The following is a 17,993-nucleotide window of genomic DNA, read 5'->3' as shown; positions in this document are numbered from 1 at the left end:
GCCCCGCTTCGGATTCTCTCGACGGGGCATCCCCGTGCAACAATTACGGCCCGAGCGGCGAGGATCAAAGAATTGGACAACTTGAAATCTGGGGCAGTGTCGAATCCGAATGTCCCGGTGATCGCCGGCAGGCGCAGCGTCGAACCGAGACCACTGAACGGCCCCGTCCGCGCGGTCAGGCTCGAGCAGTCGCGTCGCGCGACAGCGCTGCCATCAGTGCGGATGCGCACCTCATGGGCGCAAGCACGAGTGGCGGGCGTCACGGCGCCTCGGCTTGACGTTCACACTAATGTCAACCTTTAGCGTCGGTTCAGTAGCTGAAAGCCAACTGAACGGCGCAAGGAGACATCGCCATGCCCAAGGCTCTGACAGGACGGACTGCGCTCGTGACCGGAGGGTCGCGAGGAATCGGTGCGGGGATCGCTCGTGAACTGGCGCGCGAGGGTGCGAACGTCGTCATCACCTACCGGAAGTCGCGCGAGCAGGCGGAAGAGGTCGTCGCCGAGCTGGCCGCTCTTGGGGCGAAGGCGCTTGCCGTGCAGGCGGACCAGTCCGTTCCTCACGAGGCGTCGACCGCTGTCGAACAGGCTGCGGAGTTCCTGGGCGGCCAGATCGACGTGCTGGTGAACTCTGCCGGAGTAGCCGTCATGGGCACCGTCGACCAGTTGGACCTGGACCTCCTCGAAGGGGTCCAGCAGATGATGGCCACCAATGTGATGGGCACCGTCGTCACCACGCATTCCGCATCGCGCTATCTGCCCGACGGCGGGCGCGTCATCCTGGTGGGAAGTATCGTCGCCCACCGCGTTCCTGTCCCTGGCGTCGCCGAATACGCGGCAAGCAAGGCAGCGATCGACCAGCTCGGCCGCGGGTGGGCGCGCGACTTCGGCCCGCGCGGCATCACCGTCAACGTCATACAGCCCGGAGCGACCGACACGGACATGAACCCCGCGGACGGGCCGAACGCCGCCCCGCAGGTGGCCATGACACCCCTGGGGCGCATGGGCACCACCGAGGACATCGCCAAGGCGGCCGTCTTCCTCGCCAGTGAGAACGCCGCCTACATCACGGGCGCACGGTTGACCGTCGACGGCGGGTACAGCATCTGATTCGGGAGCAGTACCCATGACGCGAGGGGCTCCGGTGCCAGGACCACAGTCGACGGGACCGGAGCCCCGCCACTGGCGAATCCGTCCGTCGCGGTCGACGGCCGGTTGTTCTGCGTCGGTCGACGCGGTCCGCGGGCTCCAGGTGACGCTCTGGGGCCGGGAGTTGACCGCCTGCGCCCCCGCCGATGTGGAACGGTTCCTCCTGCACGCCGACCGGTGCCGGGTTCTGGATCTGTCCTACGGTCCGCGGGGGAACCCGGGAGTCAACGGGCTCGGTCTGGTGGTGCGGGTACAGGACGTGCCCGGGGCACGGTGACCCGGCCGGTCATGGTGGGCCGGACCTGGGCCGAGCGGTGCACCGACGACTGGGAAGGCGCGATCCCGGAGTGTGAATGGGTGGGCCGCCAATGGCCCTCTCCAGGGCAAGCGCAATTTTGGCCCCGCCCGGCTACAAGACGCATTGGGGGTGACTGGCAACCTCCCTTCTGACCGCCGATCCGCGGCACTCATCGCTGGGGCCCATCCGGTCCTCCCTGTCCGCAGGCATACAGCAAGGCCACGCGAATTCAATCGTGCACAATATGACGCACATCGCGGCGTAGGCCACTGGCCGCTGTACCGTGGGAGACCTACCTGGCAACGCCTGTCCGCGGTCGGTTTGGGAGAGAGCTCGCATGGCAATCCGGTTTGACGTGAATTCGCTGGCTCCCGGTGATCGCGTGGATGCCATCCGTGAACTCTCGCGGTCGGTGAACGGCAGAATAGAGGTGGACCTTCCTTCGGACCCGATGCGCCTGAGGGCAGTTGCGAACATCAACACGGTCGGTGCGGTGGAAGTCTCGGGAATCGACTGGAACGTGGCCGGCCTCCGGCGGGCAACCATTTCTGTGAAAGAGGACATGGTGCCGCATGTCTTCGTCGTTCTACAGCAAACGGGGGTCACCCGCTTGGAGCAGGGAGGCAAGCAGGGAGTGATCCGGGCGGGCGAGCTCACGGTGATCGAGAATGCGAAGCCCTATGAGATATTCTTCGGCGGCACCGTGCGTGCGGTCGTCGTTCGCGTTCCCACGCACATCCTGGGGCTCCGATCGTCCCTGCTCGGTCAGGTCGCAGGTGCGCGAATCGGCTCGGAGCGCCCGCTCGTAGGTGCCGCAGCAGCGTTCTTCGCTCGGTTGGCCCGTGACCAGGTCGCTGTCGGCGAGGCTGAGGCCGCCTTGCTCGCGCAGCCCTGCGTCGACCTGATCAGGGCGGTGGCCACTACGAGCCTCGACCGTGACGACCTGGCCAGAGGGCCCCTGCACAACACACTTCTTCAGCGCGTCAAGGAATACGTCCGTCTCCATCTGGCGGAATCCGACCTGACTGCCGCACGTATCGCCGCCGAGCATCACGTTTCCGTACGTCAGCTCTACCTGACCCTGTCCCGGGCGGGAATCGTACTGGGCGACTGGATAAGGACCCAGCGCCTCGAAGAGTGCAAGAGGGAACTGGCATCGCCCGTGCATCGATTCATGACGGTCGAGGCGATCGCTCACCGGTGGGGGTTCGCCAGCGCACCCCATTTCAGTCGCGTATTCAAAGCGGCGTACGGCATGAGCCCCCGCGAGTGGCGATCGGGACAAGCGGCAGACTGAACGGACTTCCCCCGGCAACAGCACGGCCCCGCTTGAAGCCCGGATCGCCCTGACCGTCGCCGGGGCCCACGGCCTACATCGGGGTGTGCAAGGCACCAACTACGCTCACACAGGCCGCATGACCCGTGTCCAGGATTCGGGGTCAAGGCGCGTCTAGACTTCCGAGACCGACTGACGGAAGGCTGGCGCCATGCGGAGACTGCTCTACGGCATGAACCTGTCCCTGGACGGCTATGTCGCCGCGCCCGGCGACGACCTCAGTTGGAGCGCGCCGAGCGACGAGCTGTTCCAGTGGTGGCTCGACCAGGAGCGGGCGATCAGCCTGTTGCTGTACGGGCGCAGGCTGTGGGAGACCATGAGCGGCTACTGGCCGACCGGCGACCAGCAGCCGGGCGCAACCCCAGCGCAGATCGAGTTCGCGCGGAACTGGCGGGACACGCCGAAGGTGGTGCTCTCCTCGACGGTCGACAAGGTCGACTGGAACACTCACCTGGTCACCGGCGACGCGGTCGCGGAGATCACTCGGCTCAAGACCGAGGACGGTGGGCCGATGAGGGTCGGTGGCGCAGCGCTCGCGGGGGCGGCGATGCGGGCCGGGCTGATCGACGAGTACGCGATCGTCACGCATCCGGTCCTGGTGGGCAGCGGCACACCGTTCTTCACCGCGCTGGACAGCTGGGCGAACCTGAACCTGGTGGAGACACGGACGTTTCCCGGCGGCGTGGTCCTGACCAGGTACGAGACGAGGCGCTGAACGCGCCGGTCGAGCGGTGGGGCGTCGATGACGACCCAGCGCGTCCCGGCCACCCGCCTGCCATCTCGTGCGCGAAGACAAAGCGTTTCGGAATTGCCGTCGGGTGACCAGAGCGCACGTTCTTCGGTGTTGCCAAGGTAAGCGGCACACTGGTCATCGTCTTGCCTTGTTGTGCACGGATCCGTCTGCCGGCTTGCCTTGTCCTGCAAGGATTCGGGTCCGAGGCCTGGCCTCGAGGAGTCGGCCGCCTGAGTGCCGGCGCCCCAGCCGTATGACGTGCTGCTGACACCACGTACCCCCGTCGGAGGGCGAATACGGCGGATGAAGGCGACCGGCGGGCGGCTCACCAGCGCCTGACTCTCGCAGTGCGCCGGCCCGCAACTTGCGCCCATCGCTGGATACATCGGGCATTTCATCCCGGTTGCCCTTCTCGTTTGCTTCGCCCTACTGTCCCCGCCGACGACGTCGTTGGCGCCGAGCCTGCGAGCTACGCGACGAGGGGGATGCCCCGTGAGGGTCACATCGCGTGCGCTTTCCTCGGTGGGGAGCAGGTTCACCCGGCTCCCGGTCACCTCTCGGTGGACTCCACACCGGAACCGCGCCGGGGCTTGCGACGCGCGTCACATCCCGGTGCCGGGCACAACTTCCGTGCCTGACGTGCGCCGTACCGACGAAAGGCACGACATGACCAAGATCGCGATCATTCTCGGAAGTACCCGCCCGGGGCGCAACGGAGCCGCCGTGGCGGACTGGGTTCTCGGTATCGCCAAGCAGCGTTCCGATGCGGAGTTCGAGCTCGTGGACCTGGCGGACCATCCGCTGCCGCTCCTCGACGAGGCGCTGCCCCCGTCGTTCGGGCAGTACCAGAACGACCACACCAAGGCGTGGGCGTCGAGGATCGCCGAGTTCGACGGCTTCGTGTTCATCACCCCCGAGTACAACCACTCCATCACGGGCGCCCTGAAGAACGCGCTCGACTACCTGTACGCGGAGTGGAACAACAAGGCCGCGGGCTTTGTGGGCTACGGCTCCGGCGGTGGCACCCGCGCGGTGGAGCACCTCCGCCTCATCGCGAGTGAGCTGCAGATCGCCACGGTGCGTGCGCAGGTCGCGCTGTCCCTCCTGGCCGACTTCGAGAACTACAGCGTCTTCAAGCCGGGCCCGCACCACCAGCCGACCGTGGAGGCCATGCTCGACCAGGTCGTCAGCTGGTCGAAGGCCCTGCAGCCGCTGCGCGCCGACGCCTGATCAGCCGCTGTCCGAGTGCCCCGTCTCCGGTCCGCCCTGCTGAAGTGGTGGACGGGCGTCGCGCGCACACCCGGCGAGACGGGGCCCGGCCGACGGGCCGGTCGGGCCAGGTGCGGAGGGCCGGGTCCTCGGTGCCTGCATCAAGCAACTTAGATGCTATATATAATGTAAAAGTGTTGTCCGCCGCCAGGAACATGGTCCCTTCCTCGCCCCCGTGCAGCTCCGGTCCGCACGCGCGGGATGACCCCGCGGGCAGTTGCCCGCTCACCTTGCGGCACCATTTCACAAGGGATCCCATGACTTTTGACGCTCCGTTCGCGCGGGTCTCGTCCGCGGAGGCGGCCGAACTCGCATCGCTGGTGAGCGGTCCGGTTCTGCTGCCCGGCGACGAGGGTTACGACGCCGAGTGCCAGATCTACAACCTGAACGTCCCCCTGGAGCCCGCGCTCGTGGTCGGTGCCGCCAACGCGGCCGACGTACAGGCGGCGATCCGCTTCGCTGCCCGCGAGGGCCGGCCTGTGACGGTGAAGACCACGGGGCACCAACAGGTCCACCCTGCCCGGGGCGGGGTTCTGATCAGTACCCGGCGCATGAAGGGCATCGCCGTCGACGCCGGCCGGCGAAGCGCACGGGTCGAGGCCGGAGTGATCTGGCAGGAGGTCATCGACCAGGCCGCCGCCGTCGGCCTGGCCCCGATGAGCGGCTCGGCTCCGCTGGTGGGCGTGGCCGGCTACACCCTCGGGGGTGGACTCAGTCCGGTCTTCGGCCGGAGCCGGGGATACGCGGCGGACCACGTCCGCTCGCTGGAGGTGGTGACCGCCGACGGCGAGTTGCGGCATGTCACGGCGCACAGTGATCCCGAACTCTTCTGGTCCCTGCTCGGAGGCAAGGGCAATTTCGGCGTCGTGACCGCCTTGGAGTTCGACCTGTTCCCGCTGACCCATTTCTACGGCGGCGGCATCTACTTCCCCGGCGAACGACTCGCCGATGTGCTGCACAGCTGGCGCACCTGGCAGTCGGACATGCCGGAGGAGATGTCCTCCTCAGTGGCCGTGCAACGACTCCCTCCGCTTCCCGAGTTGCCGGAACCCCTCCGGGGGGCGTTCGTGGTGCACGTACGCATCGCCCACCTCGGTCCGGTGTCCGAGGGCGAGCGGTTGGTCGCACCCCTGCGCGCGGCCGCCCCGGCGCTCATCGACACGGTGGGGGAGATGCCCTACACCGCCATGGGCGCCATCCACATGGACCCGCCGGCGCCGATGCCCTACTACGACCGCACGACGATGTTGCGCGCGTTCCCCGCCGAAGCGGCCGACAAGCTGGTCGAACTGCTCGGCCCCGGGTCGGACTCCCCGCTGGTGAGCGTGGAGATCCGCATGCTCGGCGGTGCGCTCGACCGTGAGCCCGCGGTACCCAACGCCGTCTCCAGCCGAGGGCTTCCCTTCGTCCTTTTCGGATTCGGCGTGGGCGCCCCGGACCGGGCCGAGTTCCTGAGCGGCAAACTCGAAGAGGTGATGAACGCGATGGAGCCCTGGGCGGACATGCGCAGGATGGTCAACTTCCTCTCCGTCGAAGAGGCCACCGACCCCGAGCGGTTGAGCGAGGTCTACGGGGCGGAGCGCTACCGGCGTCTGACGGCTGCGAAGAAGGCATACGACCCGGCCAACATGTTCCGGGTCAACCACAACATCGTGCCCGGCTGACGAGGTCGCCCCTCAGGACCGGAACGGTGTCGGGGCCAGGGGCCGGACCCGTCTGTCCGGTCCCCGAGGTCCCGGCGGGCCCGACGAGGGTGCTGCGTGGGTGGGGGTCATCACGCGAGCCCGGCCTGCAGGGCCTGCTCTTCCTCCCCTACGGGTTCGTCAGCCTGGTAGGAATGCTCGGCCCAGATGGTCTTGCCTTGCGGGTGATGGCGGGTTCCCCAGCGCTGGGTGAGCTGGGCAACGATGAACAGTCCCCGGCCGCTTTCGTCGAAGGTGCGGGCGCGTCGAAGGTGCGGGGATGTGGTGCTGCCGTCGGTGACCTCGCAGGTCAGGCCTGTGGCGCAGCGGATCAGCCGGAGACGTACCGGTGGCTGGGCATGGCGGATGGCGTTGGTGACCAGCTCGCTGGCGATGAGGACAGTGGTGGGGGTGGCACCGTCCAAGCCCCATGTCCTCATTTTGGCCGTGACATGTTTTCGTGCGGCAGAGACGGCCGCCGGGTCGGCCGGGAGGTTCCAGGTTGCCACGGTGGTGCCGTCGAGCGTGCGGGTACGGGCGGCGAGCACGCGCAACTGGCGTGGCGCTCCCGCTGCCACAAGGGCCTCCAAAGCAGTACGACAGGTGTCTGTGAGCGAGGACTCCGGCTCGACGATGCGTTCGGGCACCTTGAGCCCATCGGTCTTCGTCTCGGAGTCGGGTGGCTCGACGGAGTGCGTGTGCAGCAGGAGCACGCTGCCTTTCCGGAGCCGGATTTCGGCGGTCCCGACCTTCGCTCGGGTGCGACCAAGCGGTACTCCAGCAGGAAGGTCGACGGCAGTGATCACACCATCGGGGGCGATGACGGAGGGCGCAGGATGCCCGGCGCAAGCGAGGGTGCACTCTGCGGTGACGGGGTCGTAGACGGCGTACAGGCAGCTCGCCGTGACGTCACGAGCACCCTCGTCCGGCCGCAACCGACGTATGACGTCGTGGAGATGGGTGAGCACCTCGTCCGGTTGCACGTCGATGTCCGCCAGCGTCCGTACCGCGGCGCGAAGTTCGGGGACCAGGGTGGGGGCTGGGTCTCCGTCCTCGGCCACGCTGCCGGCGACCAGCGCCACCCGGGCTCCGGACAGTGGGATCGCGTCCAGCCAATGAGCCTGCGGTGGCCTTCTGTCATCAGCCCGACAGTATGCGAGTTCCACTGCGGCGGGTTGCGGCAAGTGCCCGGGCGGCAGTCCACCCGCCGGCAGGGAGGCGCATGGATCGCCGGCGACCTGACGTGGTGCGGAGACGACGCAGCCCGTCTCCACACCGCCCCCGGGGCGCACAGTGAAGACGCACCCGGCCTTCTCGCGGAGCCGGACTCGGCAGATGATCAGGCTCATGCCCAGGGACAGGAGGGCTGCGGAGATGACAACCGTCCGGCCTCCCTCCGACACGCCTGGAATCGCGAAACCGTAGATGGCCACACTGGCTGCCAGCGTGGAAGCTCCGACGATCAAGGTGTGCCTGAGGGGTAGCAGGGCTGCCGCCATCAGCGGTGCCAGGACCGAGTAGTCCGACCAGCGGACCAAGCCCACTGCAGAGGAATCCAGTTGCAGTGCGCAGGTCGCGGCGAGATAGACGGCGAGCAGTGCGCTCGGGTGCCGGAGCAGGAGGAGTCTGGGCGCGGCCATCCTCGTCACCGTCCCTTCTGATGTGGTGCGCAGTGCCTGCGAGACGGTGCGCATGCTTGTGGCGCGAGGGTCGGGGTCTTTGCGCGGCGTACGGGTCTTCGGGCTGTCGACGTTCACGGTGGCGCCTGTCCGGCGTGGACGGGATGCGTTGGATGATGCACAGCGACAAGGGCCAGGTCGTCCTGGAGGTTCCTGCCCGCGTGTCGGTCCACATCGAGGCTGACGTGCTGTACGAGGCGGCTGGGGCAGTCCCACGTCCAGGTATCGGCACGGTCGAGGACGGGGAAGAACTCTCCGCCGGAGTCGCGGGCCTCGGCCAGGCCGTCGGTGTAGAGAAGCAGGGTGTCTCCGGGACCGAAGGCGACAGTGTCGAGGCAGAAGGCGTTGGGCGTGTCTGCTGCAAGCCCCAGCGGCGGGGCGGGCCGGGTCACGGGCAGCAAGGTGACCTGGTCGCCCTGGCGCAGCAGAGGCGGCGGGTGCCCGCAGCTGACCACTCTGGCAACGTCTTCGTCGTCGGGGAGCTCGATCAGCAGCGCGGTGATGAACCGCTCGCTGCTGTCGGGGGCGATACGGGTCAGCTCGCCCAGGTGCCTGCGGACGCTGCGTTCCAAGGAGGCCGCAAGTTCCGGGAGTGTGCGGTGCTGCTGGGCTGCCTCACGGAATGCGCCCAGGACGGCGGAGGCGTCGTCGATGGCCGGAAGGCCTTTTCCGCGGACGTCTCCGATGAGGACGCGTGTGGTGTGGCCGGTGCGGGCGGCGGCGTACAGATCACCGCCCACCAGCGCGTGTGCCGTTGCGGCGCGGTACATCGAGGCGACGTGGAAGGGGCCCAGCTCCGGGGGGATCGGCCGTAGCAGCACTCGTTGCGCTGCTTCGGAGACGGCACGTACCTGGGCCAGTTCCCGCAAGTCGCGGTCATGCAGGGCCCGGGAGGCGATGACGAACGCGGAGACTATGAGCACCGCCCCGATGTGAATGGGCAGCAGTGGTGAGTGGAGCAGGCCGTCGTGGCGGTCCACGAGGAGCACTGCCGCGGCCGCCATGAGCGCGACGACGGCCGTGAAGCGTGTTCGTGCGAAGGTTCCCGTGCACGTGGGGGCCGCCACGAGCAGTGGGGACAGGTGAACCGCAAGGGGGGCGAACGACGCACCCGAGGTGATGGCCGCGATCAGCAGGAGCGGAGGCACTGCGTGGCCGCGCATGCCCAAGGGCCCGGTGCCCCGGCCATGGGCTTTCGGCCGCTGGGGGACTTCGGGGCCGGATGCCGGGAGCGAGCGGGTCCCGTCGTCGGCCGCGCGCTTGGTGACGGGAACGCGCGGGGAGATGTGCATCACGAGTCGGGGGAGTGACCTGATTTTCCAGGAAGGGCTGCGTCGTATCAACATGGCGCGGCTTTCGTGCCATCGCGGCGTGGAGGGGTGAGTTGTGGCCCAATGAGTCGGCCGGCGGTGCGCCCCCGGCGCACGGTCCTTTTTGGCGGGGCTGCGGTTAGACCGGTGATCGTCCGGCCGCGCCGGTGCTGTGACGCCTTCGGTATACGTGCGGCTCTGGCTGGATCACAGTTCCGCCGTCCTTTGCTTTTCCGTATGATGGAAGTGGTTTACCGATATGCGATTCAACTGTGCGACGTGCGGTTCGGCGCGTCAAGCGAGCTGGTTCTCTCTCGTCCGGCCCGGCGCAGCAGGTGCGACGTGGCACCCCTTCACGCTTCACTGTCGGGAGTTTGAAGCGGTTTGGGTGACGGGTTGGGTCGCGCGGCCTTGAGGGTCGATGTGGCCATGGCGGTTCCGCATGCGACTCGGGTTGGCCGGCCGCTGACGGCGACGGGAAGGACCCTCGACGGCACCTGCGGGCCACAGCCTTCGGTGTCGTGCGGGCCGGAACGCATGGCGCGGGAGACCGCCCCCCGGCGGCTACGGTGAGAACGTCGTTTCCGTGCCTCCGGTGACGAAGTTCCCGTCGCCGTGGGCACGATGACGGAACGACCCGCGGGTGAGGGCTGTTCGCCGTAGTGGCCGCGGGAGGCCTCCGGGGCTCCGCGTTTGTCGCCGTCTTCCTCGCCTTCCGGTTGCCGTGACGCAAGGGTGCTTGAGCGGGTGGGTGCCCACCTCGGTCGCCCAGGGCGGCAACGCAGATGTTAGATGGTAGTCACCATCTTACATGCATGCCGCCGTCCGGCGGGATTGTGGCCGACGGGCGACTGTGGCAGGCGATAGACAGCAGGCATAATCTTAGAGTCGGGGTGTCAGCCCGCTGGTCGTCGTAGCAGCCTGCGGCGGGGCAGATGACCAGTCGGTATTACGGAGGGTGGTACATGAGTCGCGTATCGCAAGCGGAAGCGAAGGCCAACCGGGAGCGAACGGTGGCCGCGGCTTCTCGGCTGTTCCGTGAGGACGGTGTCGCCAAGGTCGGCATCGCGGATGTGATGAAGACGATCGGGCTCACTCAAGGCGGCTTCTACAAGCAGTTCGCCTCCAAAGCCGCGCTGGTCGACGAGGCGACCGCCAAGGCGTTCGCCGACAACCTGCAAGACCTTGTGACTCTGGACCACGAGGCTGGGGGGCATCAGGCGGCGTGGCAGTCGCTGCTCGAGTCCTACTTCTCTGTCGAGCATCGCGACAACCCTGGCACCGGTTGCCCCGCAGCTGGTTTCGCGGGCGACATCGCGCGCGAGCCCGAGCACAGGGACACCTACGCCAGGGGCGTCCAGGAGCTCGCGGGGTGGATCGCGCCTGGTGACGCCGGCCTGGCCGCCTATGCCACGCTCGTCGGCGGCATACTTCTTGCCCGTGCCACCGCAGGCACGCCCTTGTCGGAGCAGATCCTGCAGGCGGCACATGCAGCGGTGGCGAGGGCCGCCGACAGTGGCGAGCCGGCCACCGGCTGACGTGCACGCCATCCCAGTGTCCTGAACCGCTTGACGCCCCGCGGCACGGCGTCCTGAGCTCGTGGCCTGTCCCGCCGCCCCTGACCCGGCGGGCCCGCGCTTGGCCGTCATCGCCACTGGTGGCGAGTGGATGACCCCCTCCCCGGCTGTTCCCGGCCGTGACGTGGTTCCGTCGCCGCCGGCCTGGCGGCCCCGCGGCCGGCAGTGCGTGCAGCCCAGTGGACGGCTGACGTGGTGACACCTGAACGTGCACAACGACGCCTGGAGGCGCGCCTTCATCGACAGCCAGGACTGGCTCACCGCGCACTACCTGCCGCCCTGCGCACCCGACCTGAACCCGGTCGAGGGCATCTGGTCACTGTCGCGACGCAGCGGCCAGGCCAACACCGCTTCCACCGACCCCGACCACCTCATCCGAGCACTCCGCCACGGCCTCCGCAAGATCCAGTACCGCAGCGACCTCATCGACGGCGGCCTCACCGAAACCGGCCTCACCCCGACGACTCCACGCCTACGACCTCAAGTTCACTGCGAGTCGCGTCGAGCGGGTTCAGTAGGGCGGTTCCTGCGGGGGCTTCGACCGGGCGGGGCGGGGTGCTTGTCGGTCGGTCAGCGCGTCGAGCGTGGCTCGGGCCGCGGCGCGCACCGCGTCGTCAGGGGCGTTGGTCAAGGGGCGGATGAGGGTGTGGGCGGGTTGCGCGTCGCGTCCGAAGGTGGCGAGGGCGTCGAGGGCGCTGGTCACCACGGCCCAGCTTTGGTGCTGGACGGCCCACTTGAGGGTGTCCGTGATCACGGGTATGGCGATGGGGTCCTTCAACTCGGCCAGGCGCGACAGGTACAGGCCGGCGGGGATGGGCGCGTGCGGGTGGTCGGGATCGATGAATCGCAGGCCGTTGGCGAGGAGAGGGACGAGCCGGTCCGCGGCCTGTGGGTAGCCGCCGACGCCGTAGAGGACCCGCCAGTCGTCGACACGGGTTTCGAGGGAGCGGATCAGATCGGGGATGGCACGGGGGTCGCGATGGTCGGCCAGGGTCATGACCGCCTCTTGGTAGGCCTTGCGGATGAGGGCGTTGTCGGTTGCCCAGACGTCCGGACCGTAGGCGGTGCGCAGGGTGGCCATGTGGTCGTAGAGGGTGTCGAGGAGGAGTTCGGTGTCCTCGGGGGCGATCCTGAGGCGGCCACCCCACCTCTTGCTGAATCCGCCTTGGATGATGCGGGCCGCGGCCCAGTCGTCCGGGAGCAGGTCGAGCAGAGATGTCAGCACCAGACGGGGCAGGGGTCCTGGGAGGTCCTTCGCCATGTCGATGGCGTCGTATCGGGTGGCGGCGTCGGGACTGGTCAACTGTGCGACGAGGAGGGCCGTACGATCCGCGACCCGGTCGCCCAAGGCGGTGTGCAGGGTGCGCAGGACGCTGCTGACCGGTGAGTGTTCCTCCCAGAGGTGGTCGGGATCGAACCAGTCGGCGGCCAGATGAGCGGGGCGCACCGTGGGGGCGACATCGCGGCCGCGGACGTGCGACGACGCTTGGCAGTCCCGGCATCCGTCGCACAGCTTCAGGGCGGTCGAGGCCACCGTGCTTTCCCGCAGAAGGGTGATCGCGCGAGGGGCGAGGTCGGCGGTGTCCCGGTCCGAGTCGATCAGGGCCCGGTGGGTGAGGGCTGAGAGCCGGACAGGGGCGTCGGTGGGGGGCCGTTCGGGGCCGTCGATCAGCTCGTCCAGCCAGGTTGCCACGGTCGTCCTCGTCTCCGGCAGCCGGACGGCCAGACGCGCGAGCGTGCGGACGACCAGCAACCGCTCCACGATCCCGTCCTCGGCCGGCAGACGCTCGACCAGGATGCGGGCGGCACGCCCGCCGTCGGCGAGGAAGAGACCGACGGCTTCGATAGCCGAGCGGCGCACCAACGGATCCGGGTCCGCCGCGTAACGGACGAAGGCATCCGCCCGCTCGGCCATCTCGGCAGTGATGTCGACGTGAGCAGTCGACTCGACTCCGTTCACCGTGAAGTAGCTGCCCTCAGGGTCACGGCCCTGAGCTTCGTGCCCAATGCTGAGGAGCAGCCCGACGATCCTTGCCCGCTCGGGGCTGGCCGGGTCATCGGCCATGTCGAACAGGAACGGCAAGCTCGCTGCGGTGCACGGGTCGACGGCTCCTTGGTCATGGGCCTCCGCACAGAACTCCTCAAACGCCTTGGTCCGTACCGCGGGGTCCGGTGAGAGCATGTTCCCGAGATGGCCCGGGACCCCACATACCTGGCCGGGCAGGTGGCCGGTCGTCCAATCGACATCATCTGGGTGGATCACGGACGACAGTCTCCAAGGGACCACTGACATCCACAGCGCCGGCTCCGCCACCGGACCCCACGGACCTCCGCACGACGCTGCCCGCTCGGAGGGGCGAGACCGGGCCCCACGGGGGCGTGGTGGCAGTTCGTTGACCGGGTCCCACCGCGCCGGGTCGGGAAGCGGAAGGAACTCTTCGCCGAGGTGCTGTACGGCGAACAGCCGGCCGTCATGTCGGCTCCCACCCCAAGGCGCAGGGGGCGAAGAGGCAGCGGGCCGGGGGCGGTTGGCCCCCGGCCCTGGCGAAGAGCGTGCTTGCTCCGGGTGTCAGCCGGCGTAGCGTCCGGCGGGGCGCGTGAGGGACAGGCCCGGGATGAGTTCCCGGCGGGCGTTCTCGTACTCCTCCCACCTGGCGTACTCCGGCAGCGAGGGGATCGTGACCAGCTCGCCGGCGTCGAGACCGGCGAGCGCGGCCCGCGCGGCGTCGCGGGGTGCCATGACGGCCTCCTTGGGCAACTGGTCCAGTTCGATGCCCGAGCCGTCCCAGATCGCCGTCTCCAGTGCTCCCGGCACCACCACCTGCACCCGGACACCGGAACCGGCGAACTCCTGCGCCAGGGCCTGGCTGAACGCGATCACATATGCCTTGGTCCCGCTGTACGCCGCACCCACCGGCAGGATGTTGAGGGCGAGGGCGGACGACACATTGACGATCGTGCCCGAGCCCCGGCTGGAGAACGCCCGCGCGGCGGCAGCCGCAAGCCTGGTGGCGGAGGTCAGGTTGAGCGTGATCAGCCACTCCAACCGGTCCGGGTCCGCCGCAGACAGGGGGCCGAACAGGGCGCTGCCGGCGTTGTTCACCAGCATGTCGATCGAGAGGTCGGCCGCCAGGCGGTCCTCCACGCTCCGCATGCCCTTCGGTGTGGCCAGGTCGGCGCTCAGCACCGAAACCCCGATGCCGAAACGCTCCGCAAGGTTCGCCGCGGAAGACTCCAACCGCGCCTGGTCACGAGCGACGAGGAGCAGGTCGTGCCCCCGCGCCGCCAGCTCCTCGGCGTAGGCGGCACCCAGACCTGCGGTCGCGCCGGTAACGAGCGCTGTCCCGGGCTTCTGTGTGGACATGGTCGTCCTCCTTCTTCAGTAGATGTCACATGTTAGATGGTGAGCTTAATCTAAAGCGTGCAGGAGTGCCCAGAATCCGGCCGTCTGTAGCTGCCGGTTGGTGAGGGCCCCCCGCGTTGCCGACGCCGCCGAGCAAAAGGGCTCCGGACGCTGGACCGTGTAGTGCGCCCCTCAAGCCCGGCCCGGGCGGGCCCTGCATGAAGCCCAACAGCCTCGCCGCGGGCTTTTGTGACGGGCCGCCGGTTCTTCCGGTGGGTCGGTCCTGGCCTCGTGTGCGGGTGGTGGGCAGACCTCGGACCTGGATCCAGACTTATAGATCATTAGTGACATCTATCACGTGGACGCTGCGCAGTGAGGGCCTACATGATGGGCCCGCACATCATGCCCAACGCATCACCTGCCCTATGAGGTTCGAATGACCCTGCCGTCGCTGTTGCTGGTGCCCGGAGCGTGGCACAAGCCCGAGCATCTGCAATTCCTCGTCGATGCCCTGCCCGGCATCGATGTCCGCACCGTGGCCCTCACCTCGTGTGGCGACGATCCCAGGGCACTGGGCGACATGTACTCCGACGCGGCAGCCATCAGGGCCGCGGTCGAGGCGATCGGCGGGCCCGTGGTCGTCGTCGCGCACTCCTACGGCGGCGTCCCCGCCACCCAGGCGCTCGCCGATGCGCCCAACGTCAAGAGCATCGTCTACCTCGCCGCGTTCCAGCTCGACGCCGGGGACTCCCTGCTGTCGAGCGCGGGCGGCGACCCGGCGCTCTGGTGGGAGGTCCACCGGCAGGAGGGCGTCGGCGACTTCCTGACCGTTGCGAACCCGGTCGACGTGTTCTACGGCGACGTTGACAGGAGCGTTGCCGAGAAGGCGGCGGCAGCCCTGGGTTACCAGTCCTACGCCGCCACCACCCAGAAGCTGACCGCGGTCGCCTGGCGGACGATTCCGAGCACCTACATCATCTGCGAAGCAGACGGCGCCATCCCGCCCTTCGTCCAGGAACTCTTCGCGAAGCGCGCCGACAGGACTCTGCGGCTGAACAGTTCGCACTCGCCCTTCCTGTCGCAGCCCTCCGCGCTCGCCGAGCTCATCAGGCACGAACTCAGCCTGCCCTGAGCCGGCCGCCCTTACCGCCCGCCAGTCGCGTCTGCTGCGGCCGGCGGGCCCCAACCGTTTCCCCACGGCTCCGCGCATTGCCGCAGGCCGGGCAAGCAGGAGGTGCGATCTCGTGACCTGGTTCATCACGGACAAGCCCGAAGTGTTTCGTTCCGAGGCGGGAGCATTCCTCGCCGCACGCCCCGACCTGCACACCATGCTGCTGTCCGGACTCGACACGATCGAGCAGCTACGGTCCGGGGGCAAACAGCCGTCCACGGTGCTGGGCTGGTGGCGGGAAGCGGATGAAACAGCGACGACGGCCGCGTTCGTGTGGATGCCACCGCACATGCTGACCGCGAGCCGTCTCTCCCAGGCCGCGGCAACGCACCTGGCCGGACTCCTGTCCACCCAAACCCAGCCGTTTGCACAGCTCCTGGCCGACGACTCATCGGTCCGTGCCTTCTCCGAAGCGTGGCGGACGACCACCGGCTCCGCACCGAAGAGCGGACCGCATCTTCGCCTCTATCGTCTTGGCCGGCTTGTGCGCCCTGGCGTCGCACCGCCGGGGGCACCGCGGACGGCGACCAGCGGTGACCTGGCTCTTCTCCGCGAGTGGTGCACTCGTTTCGTCACGGAAGCCGGCTCGCTCGGAACGGATCTCGACGCATTCATCGACGAGCGGATGAGCCGGGGCGGCTGGCGGTTGTGGACGGTCGGGGACGAACCAGTGGCCATGGCCGCCATGACGTCGGTACTGGCCGGCACGGCTCGCCTCACCCCCGTCTACACCCCGCCCGAACAGCGCGGCCGGGGCTACGGCTCCGCCGTCACCGCAGCCGTTTCCCAAGCAGCACGCGACGCCGGTGCGGAACACGTACTTCTCTTCACCGACCTCGCCAACCCGACGAGCAACAGCGTCTACCAGCGCATCGGATACCGGCCCGTCTCGGACTACCGAATCGTGGTGCCCTGACATGCAAGATCGATGAATGGCTGTGCCGGACAGGTTGCGCACCGCACTGCCGGAGCCTGAGCGGTGTTGGCGGTCACGAATCACTCGGCGCAGCCGCCGGCACCGTCGATGGCTACCGGCAACGCCGGGCGCGAGACAACGACCCCACGGCTGGATCACGCGGTCGGCAACGCACTGATGTGAAGCCGGGCGGACAAGCCACGAGATACCCTCGGGCCGTTCAGGTCCGAGGCTTTCGGACAGAGGTAACACCCATGACGGACGTATCAAGCAGAGCTGACGAACCGCTTGCGGCGGGCACATCTCCGGGCAGGGTCCCGCAAGACCTGTGGCACCCCGGGAGCATGGCCTGCGTGACCGCCAACTTCCGGCAATACCTGACCGGATGGGGCATGGCGGACCGCACTGACGGTGATCTCGAGTACTTCCGCAGTGGGCTGGCTCAGCCACAGTTCAACGGAGTGGTCCGTGTCCGCTCCCTGGATGCGGTGGAGCAGTCCACCGCCATCGCGCGGGACCGGCTCGCGGGAGTGCCCTGGTGGTGGTGGGTCGGCCCGGACAGCCCCGCAGGCACGTCGTCCGCCCTCGCCGAGCGTGGGGCGAAGGAGTTCACGACAATCCCCGTGATGGTCAGACCGCTCGACCAGTCGGTCGATCCGATGGAGCCACCGGCAGGCCTGCGGATCGAAGAAGCGACCGATCACGGTCAGCTGGCAGAGCTGGTACGCACCTACAGCGCTTCCATGGGCGTCGCACCGAGCCTCGAACCCGACATCGTGCGGATCGAGTCGCAGCGTCGGGACGACGCGGACATCGTCCGCCTGGCGGCGGTTCTCCATGACCGTGTCGTCGGGACGACCGTGGTGATCGCAGCCCACGACGTGGCCGGGATCTTCCTCGTCCATGTCGCGGACACGCACCGACGACACGGCATCGGCACAGCCTTGACGGCGGCGGCGCTCCGTGTGGGCCGAGATCGCGGTATGGGGCTGGCCGCACTCGCCGCGAGCCCGGCCGGCGAGCCGCTGTACCGGCGATTCGGTTTCGTCGAGGTATCGCAGTACCGCCTCTTCGCATTCCCCGCCTAGCGTGATCTGCCACCTGTACGGAGTGAGGACCCGGAGCGTGTCCCCGAGGCCGGGACGCTCGAGCAGGGCATCGACTGAAGCCGGGCGGTGAAAGAGGCGGCGGTGCACGGACCGTTCTTCGGTGAACGCACCGAGATGGTGGCCCGGTTCGTTGGGGGAGCGTCCGCGGCTGACCAACCGTGAACCCGAGTCGGACGGCGGCGCCGCGTCCAACGGCTCACGGTGATCCTGTGCCTGAACGCTGCGATGTACCAGGCCGGTTCGCCGCGATGGGCGGCGGCGCAGTACCAGGCGGCCAACTCGTCGGTCGCGCCCCGCCCCGTGGAAGGCGTGGGTCAGTCGGTGGGGGTGATGTGGCCGTCGCGGAGTTCCAGGACGCGGTCGGCGAGGGCGAGGAGCTGGGGGTCGTGGGTGGCGACGAGGGCGGTGACGCCTTCGCTGTG

13 protein-coding genes and 2 pseudogenes are annotated in these 17,993 nt (G+C 68.5%); 10 read left to right on the top strand and 5 right to left on the bottom strand.

Going from position 1 to position 17,993, the window contains the following annotated elements; translation table 11 throughout:
* Positions 1-353 precede the first annotated feature (353 nt).
* The 5 genes from ABZ312_RS36735 (at position 354) to ABZ312_RS36715 (ending at position 6,448) form a co-directional block, all read left to right on the top strand.
* Positions 354-1,109 carry an SDR family NAD(P)-dependent oxidoreductase gene (locus tag ABZ312_RS36735; RefSeq protein ID WP_500331735.1) on the top strand — a complete coding sequence of 252 codons (756 nt, stop codon included), beginning with the start codon at positions 354-356 and terminating at the stop codon, positions 1,107-1,109.
* Positions 1,110-1,783: 674 nt separating this feature from the next.
* Positions 1,784-2,743 (top strand): helix-turn-helix domain-containing protein, encoded by a 960-nt coding sequence (locus ABZ312_RS36730; protein WP_500439593.1) that lies wholly within the window; start codon positions 1,784-1,786, stop codon positions 2,741-2,743.
* 190 nt (positions 2,744-2,933) lie between these two features.
* Positions 2,934-3,497: a dihydrofolate reductase family protein gene (locus tag ABZ312_RS36725; protein ID WP_500439592.1), complete on the top strand. Its 564-nt coding sequence runs from the start codon at positions 2,934-2,936 to the stop codon at positions 3,495-3,497.
* A gap of 684 nt (positions 3,498-4,181) precedes the next feature.
* Positions 4,182-4,745 (top strand): NADPH-dependent FMN reductase, encoded by a 564-nt coding sequence (locus tag ABZ312_RS36720; RefSeq protein WP_500439604.1) that lies wholly within the window; start codon positions 4,182-4,184, stop codon positions 4,743-4,745.
* A gap of 296 nt (positions 4,746-5,041) precedes the next feature.
* On the top strand, positions 5,042-6,448 hold the full coding sequence (locus tag ABZ312_RS36715; RefSeq protein WP_500439591.1) for an FAD-binding oxidoreductase: 1,407 nt from the start codon (positions 5,042-5,044) through the stop codon (positions 6,446-6,448).
* Between the two features lie 110 nt (positions 6,449-6,558).
* On the opposite strand, the gene ABZ312_RS36710 is transcribed toward ABZ312_RS36715, so the two are convergent.
* Positions 6,559-8,223: a SpoIIE family protein phosphatase gene (locus tag ABZ312_RS36710; protein ID WP_500439590.1), complete on the bottom strand. Its 1,665-nt coding sequence runs from the start codon at positions 8,221-8,223 to the stop codon at positions 6,559-6,561.
* Positions 8,220-9,149 (bottom strand): PP2C family protein-serine/threonine phosphatase, encoded by a 930-nt coding sequence (locus tag ABZ312_RS36705; RefSeq protein ID WP_500331746.1) that lies wholly within the window; start codon positions 9,147-9,149, stop codon positions 8,220-8,222. Before ABZ312_RS36705 ends, ABZ312_RS36710 begins: the two co-directional genes overlap by 4 nt.
* 1,271 nt (positions 9,150-10,420) lie before the next feature.
* Between ABZ312_RS36705 and ABZ312_RS36700 the strand changes: the two genes are divergently transcribed.
* Complete coding sequence (locus tag ABZ312_RS36700) at positions 10,421-10,993, top strand: TetR/AcrR family transcriptional regulator (RefSeq protein WP_500331748.1); 573 nt, start codon at positions 10,421-10,423, stop codon at positions 10,991-10,993.
* A 238-nt stretch (positions 10,994-11,231) separates the two neighbouring features.
* Positions 11,232-11,516 (top strand): annotated as a pseudogene (locus tag ABZ312_RS36695) (transposase); the annotation flags it as partial.
* Between the two features lie 27 nt (positions 11,517-11,543).
* On the opposite strand, the gene ABZ312_RS36690 reads toward ABZ312_RS36695, so the two are convergent.
* Positions 11,544-13,097 carry a hypothetical protein gene (locus ABZ312_RS36690; protein WP_500439589.1) on the bottom strand — a complete coding sequence of 518 codons (1,554 nt, stop codon included), beginning with the start codon at positions 13,095-13,097 and terminating at the stop codon, positions 11,544-11,546.
* 504 nt (positions 13,098-13,601) lie between these two features.
* On the bottom strand, positions 13,602-14,396 hold the full coding sequence (locus ABZ312_RS36685; RefSeq protein ID WP_500331752.1) for an SDR family NAD(P)-dependent oxidoreductase: 795 nt from the start codon (positions 14,394-14,396) through the stop codon (positions 13,602-13,604).
* A 415-nt stretch (positions 14,397-14,811) separates the two neighbouring features.
* Here ABZ312_RS36685 and ABZ312_RS36680 point away from each other — a divergent pair, with 415 nt between their 5' ends.
* The 3 genes from ABZ312_RS36680 to ABZ312_RS36670 all read left to right on the top strand — a co-directional run bounded on the left by ABZ312_RS36680 (position 14,812) and on the right by ABZ312_RS36670 (position 17,550).
* On the top strand, positions 14,812-15,507 hold the full coding sequence (locus ABZ312_RS36680) for an alpha/beta hydrolase (protein ID WP_500359491.1): 696 nt from the start codon (positions 14,812-14,814) through the stop codon (positions 15,505-15,507).
* Between the two features lie 112 nt (positions 15,508-15,619).
* Positions 15,620-16,462: a GNAT family N-acetyltransferase gene (locus tag ABZ312_RS36675; RefSeq protein ID WP_500359492.1), complete on the top strand. Its 843-nt coding sequence runs from the start codon at positions 15,620-15,622 to the stop codon at positions 16,460-16,462.
* A gap of 344 nt (positions 16,463-16,806) precedes the next feature.
* Entirely contained in the window at positions 16,807-17,550 is a 744-nt protein-coding gene (locus ABZ312_RS36670) for a GNAT family N-acetyltransferase (protein ID WP_500331758.1), read from the top strand.
* A gap of 335 nt (positions 17,551-17,885) precedes the next feature.
* On the opposite strand, the pseudogene ABZ312_RS36665 reads toward ABZ312_RS36670, so the two are convergent.
* Positions 17,886-17,993, bottom strand: a pseudogene (locus tag ABZ312_RS36665) (ABC transporter ATP-binding protein); the annotation flags it as partial.

This window comes from Streptomyces sp. NPDC006207 (genome assembly GCF_040613835.1).
Taxonomy (GTDB): Bacteria; Actinomycetota; Actinomycetes; order Streptomycetales; family Streptomycetaceae; genus Actinacidiphila.
This window is presented reverse-complemented; position numbering and strand designations above follow the sequence as displayed.

What these genes read in the sequence shown, in the direction of transcription:
- ABZ312_RS36690 (WP_500439589.1), bottom strand. Translation starts at nt 13,097, where the DNA reads ATGGCCGATGACCCGGCCAGCCCCGAGCGGGCAAGGATCGTCGGGCTG.
- ABZ312_RS36700 (WP_500331748.1), top strand. Translation starts at nt 10,421, where the DNA reads ATGAGTCGCGTATCGCAAGCGGAAGCGAAGGCCAACCGGGAGCGAACG.
- ABZ312_RS36720 (WP_500439604.1), top strand. Translation starts at nt 4,182, where the DNA reads ATGACCAAGATCGCGATCATTCTCGGAAGTACCCGCCCGGGGCGCAAC.
- ABZ312_RS36730 (WP_500439593.1), top strand. Translation starts at nt 1,784, where the DNA reads ATGGCAATCCGGTTTGACGTGAATTCGCTGGCTCCCGGTGATCGCGTG.
- ABZ312_RS36680 (WP_500359491.1), top strand. Translation starts at nt 14,812, where the DNA reads ATGACCCTGCCGTCGCTGTTGCTGGTGCCCGGAGCGTGGCACAAGCCC.
- ABZ312_RS36670 (WP_500331758.1), top strand. Translation starts at nt 16,807, where the DNA reads ATGGCCTGCGTGACCGCCAACTTCCGGCAATACCTGACCGGATGGGGC.
- ABZ312_RS36715 (WP_500439591.1), top strand. Translation starts at nt 5,042, where the DNA reads ATGACTTTTGACGCTCCGTTCGCGCGGGTCTCGTCCGCGGAGGCGGCC.
- ABZ312_RS36685 (WP_500331752.1), bottom strand. Translation starts at nt 14,396, where the DNA reads ATGTCCACACAGAAGCCCGGGACAGCGCTCGTTACCGGCGCGACCGCA.
- ABZ312_RS36725 (WP_500439592.1), top strand. Translation starts at nt 2,934, where the DNA reads ATGCGGAGACTGCTCTACGGCATGAACCTGTCCCTGGACGGCTATGTC.
- ABZ312_RS36735 (WP_500331735.1), top strand. Translation starts at nt 354, where the DNA reads ATGCCCAAGGCTCTGACAGGACGGACTGCGCTCGTGACCGGAGGGTCG.
- ABZ312_RS36705 (WP_500331746.1), bottom strand. Translation starts at nt 9,149, where the DNA reads ATGGCGGCCGCGGCAGTGCTCCTCGTGGACCGCCACGACGGCCTGCTC.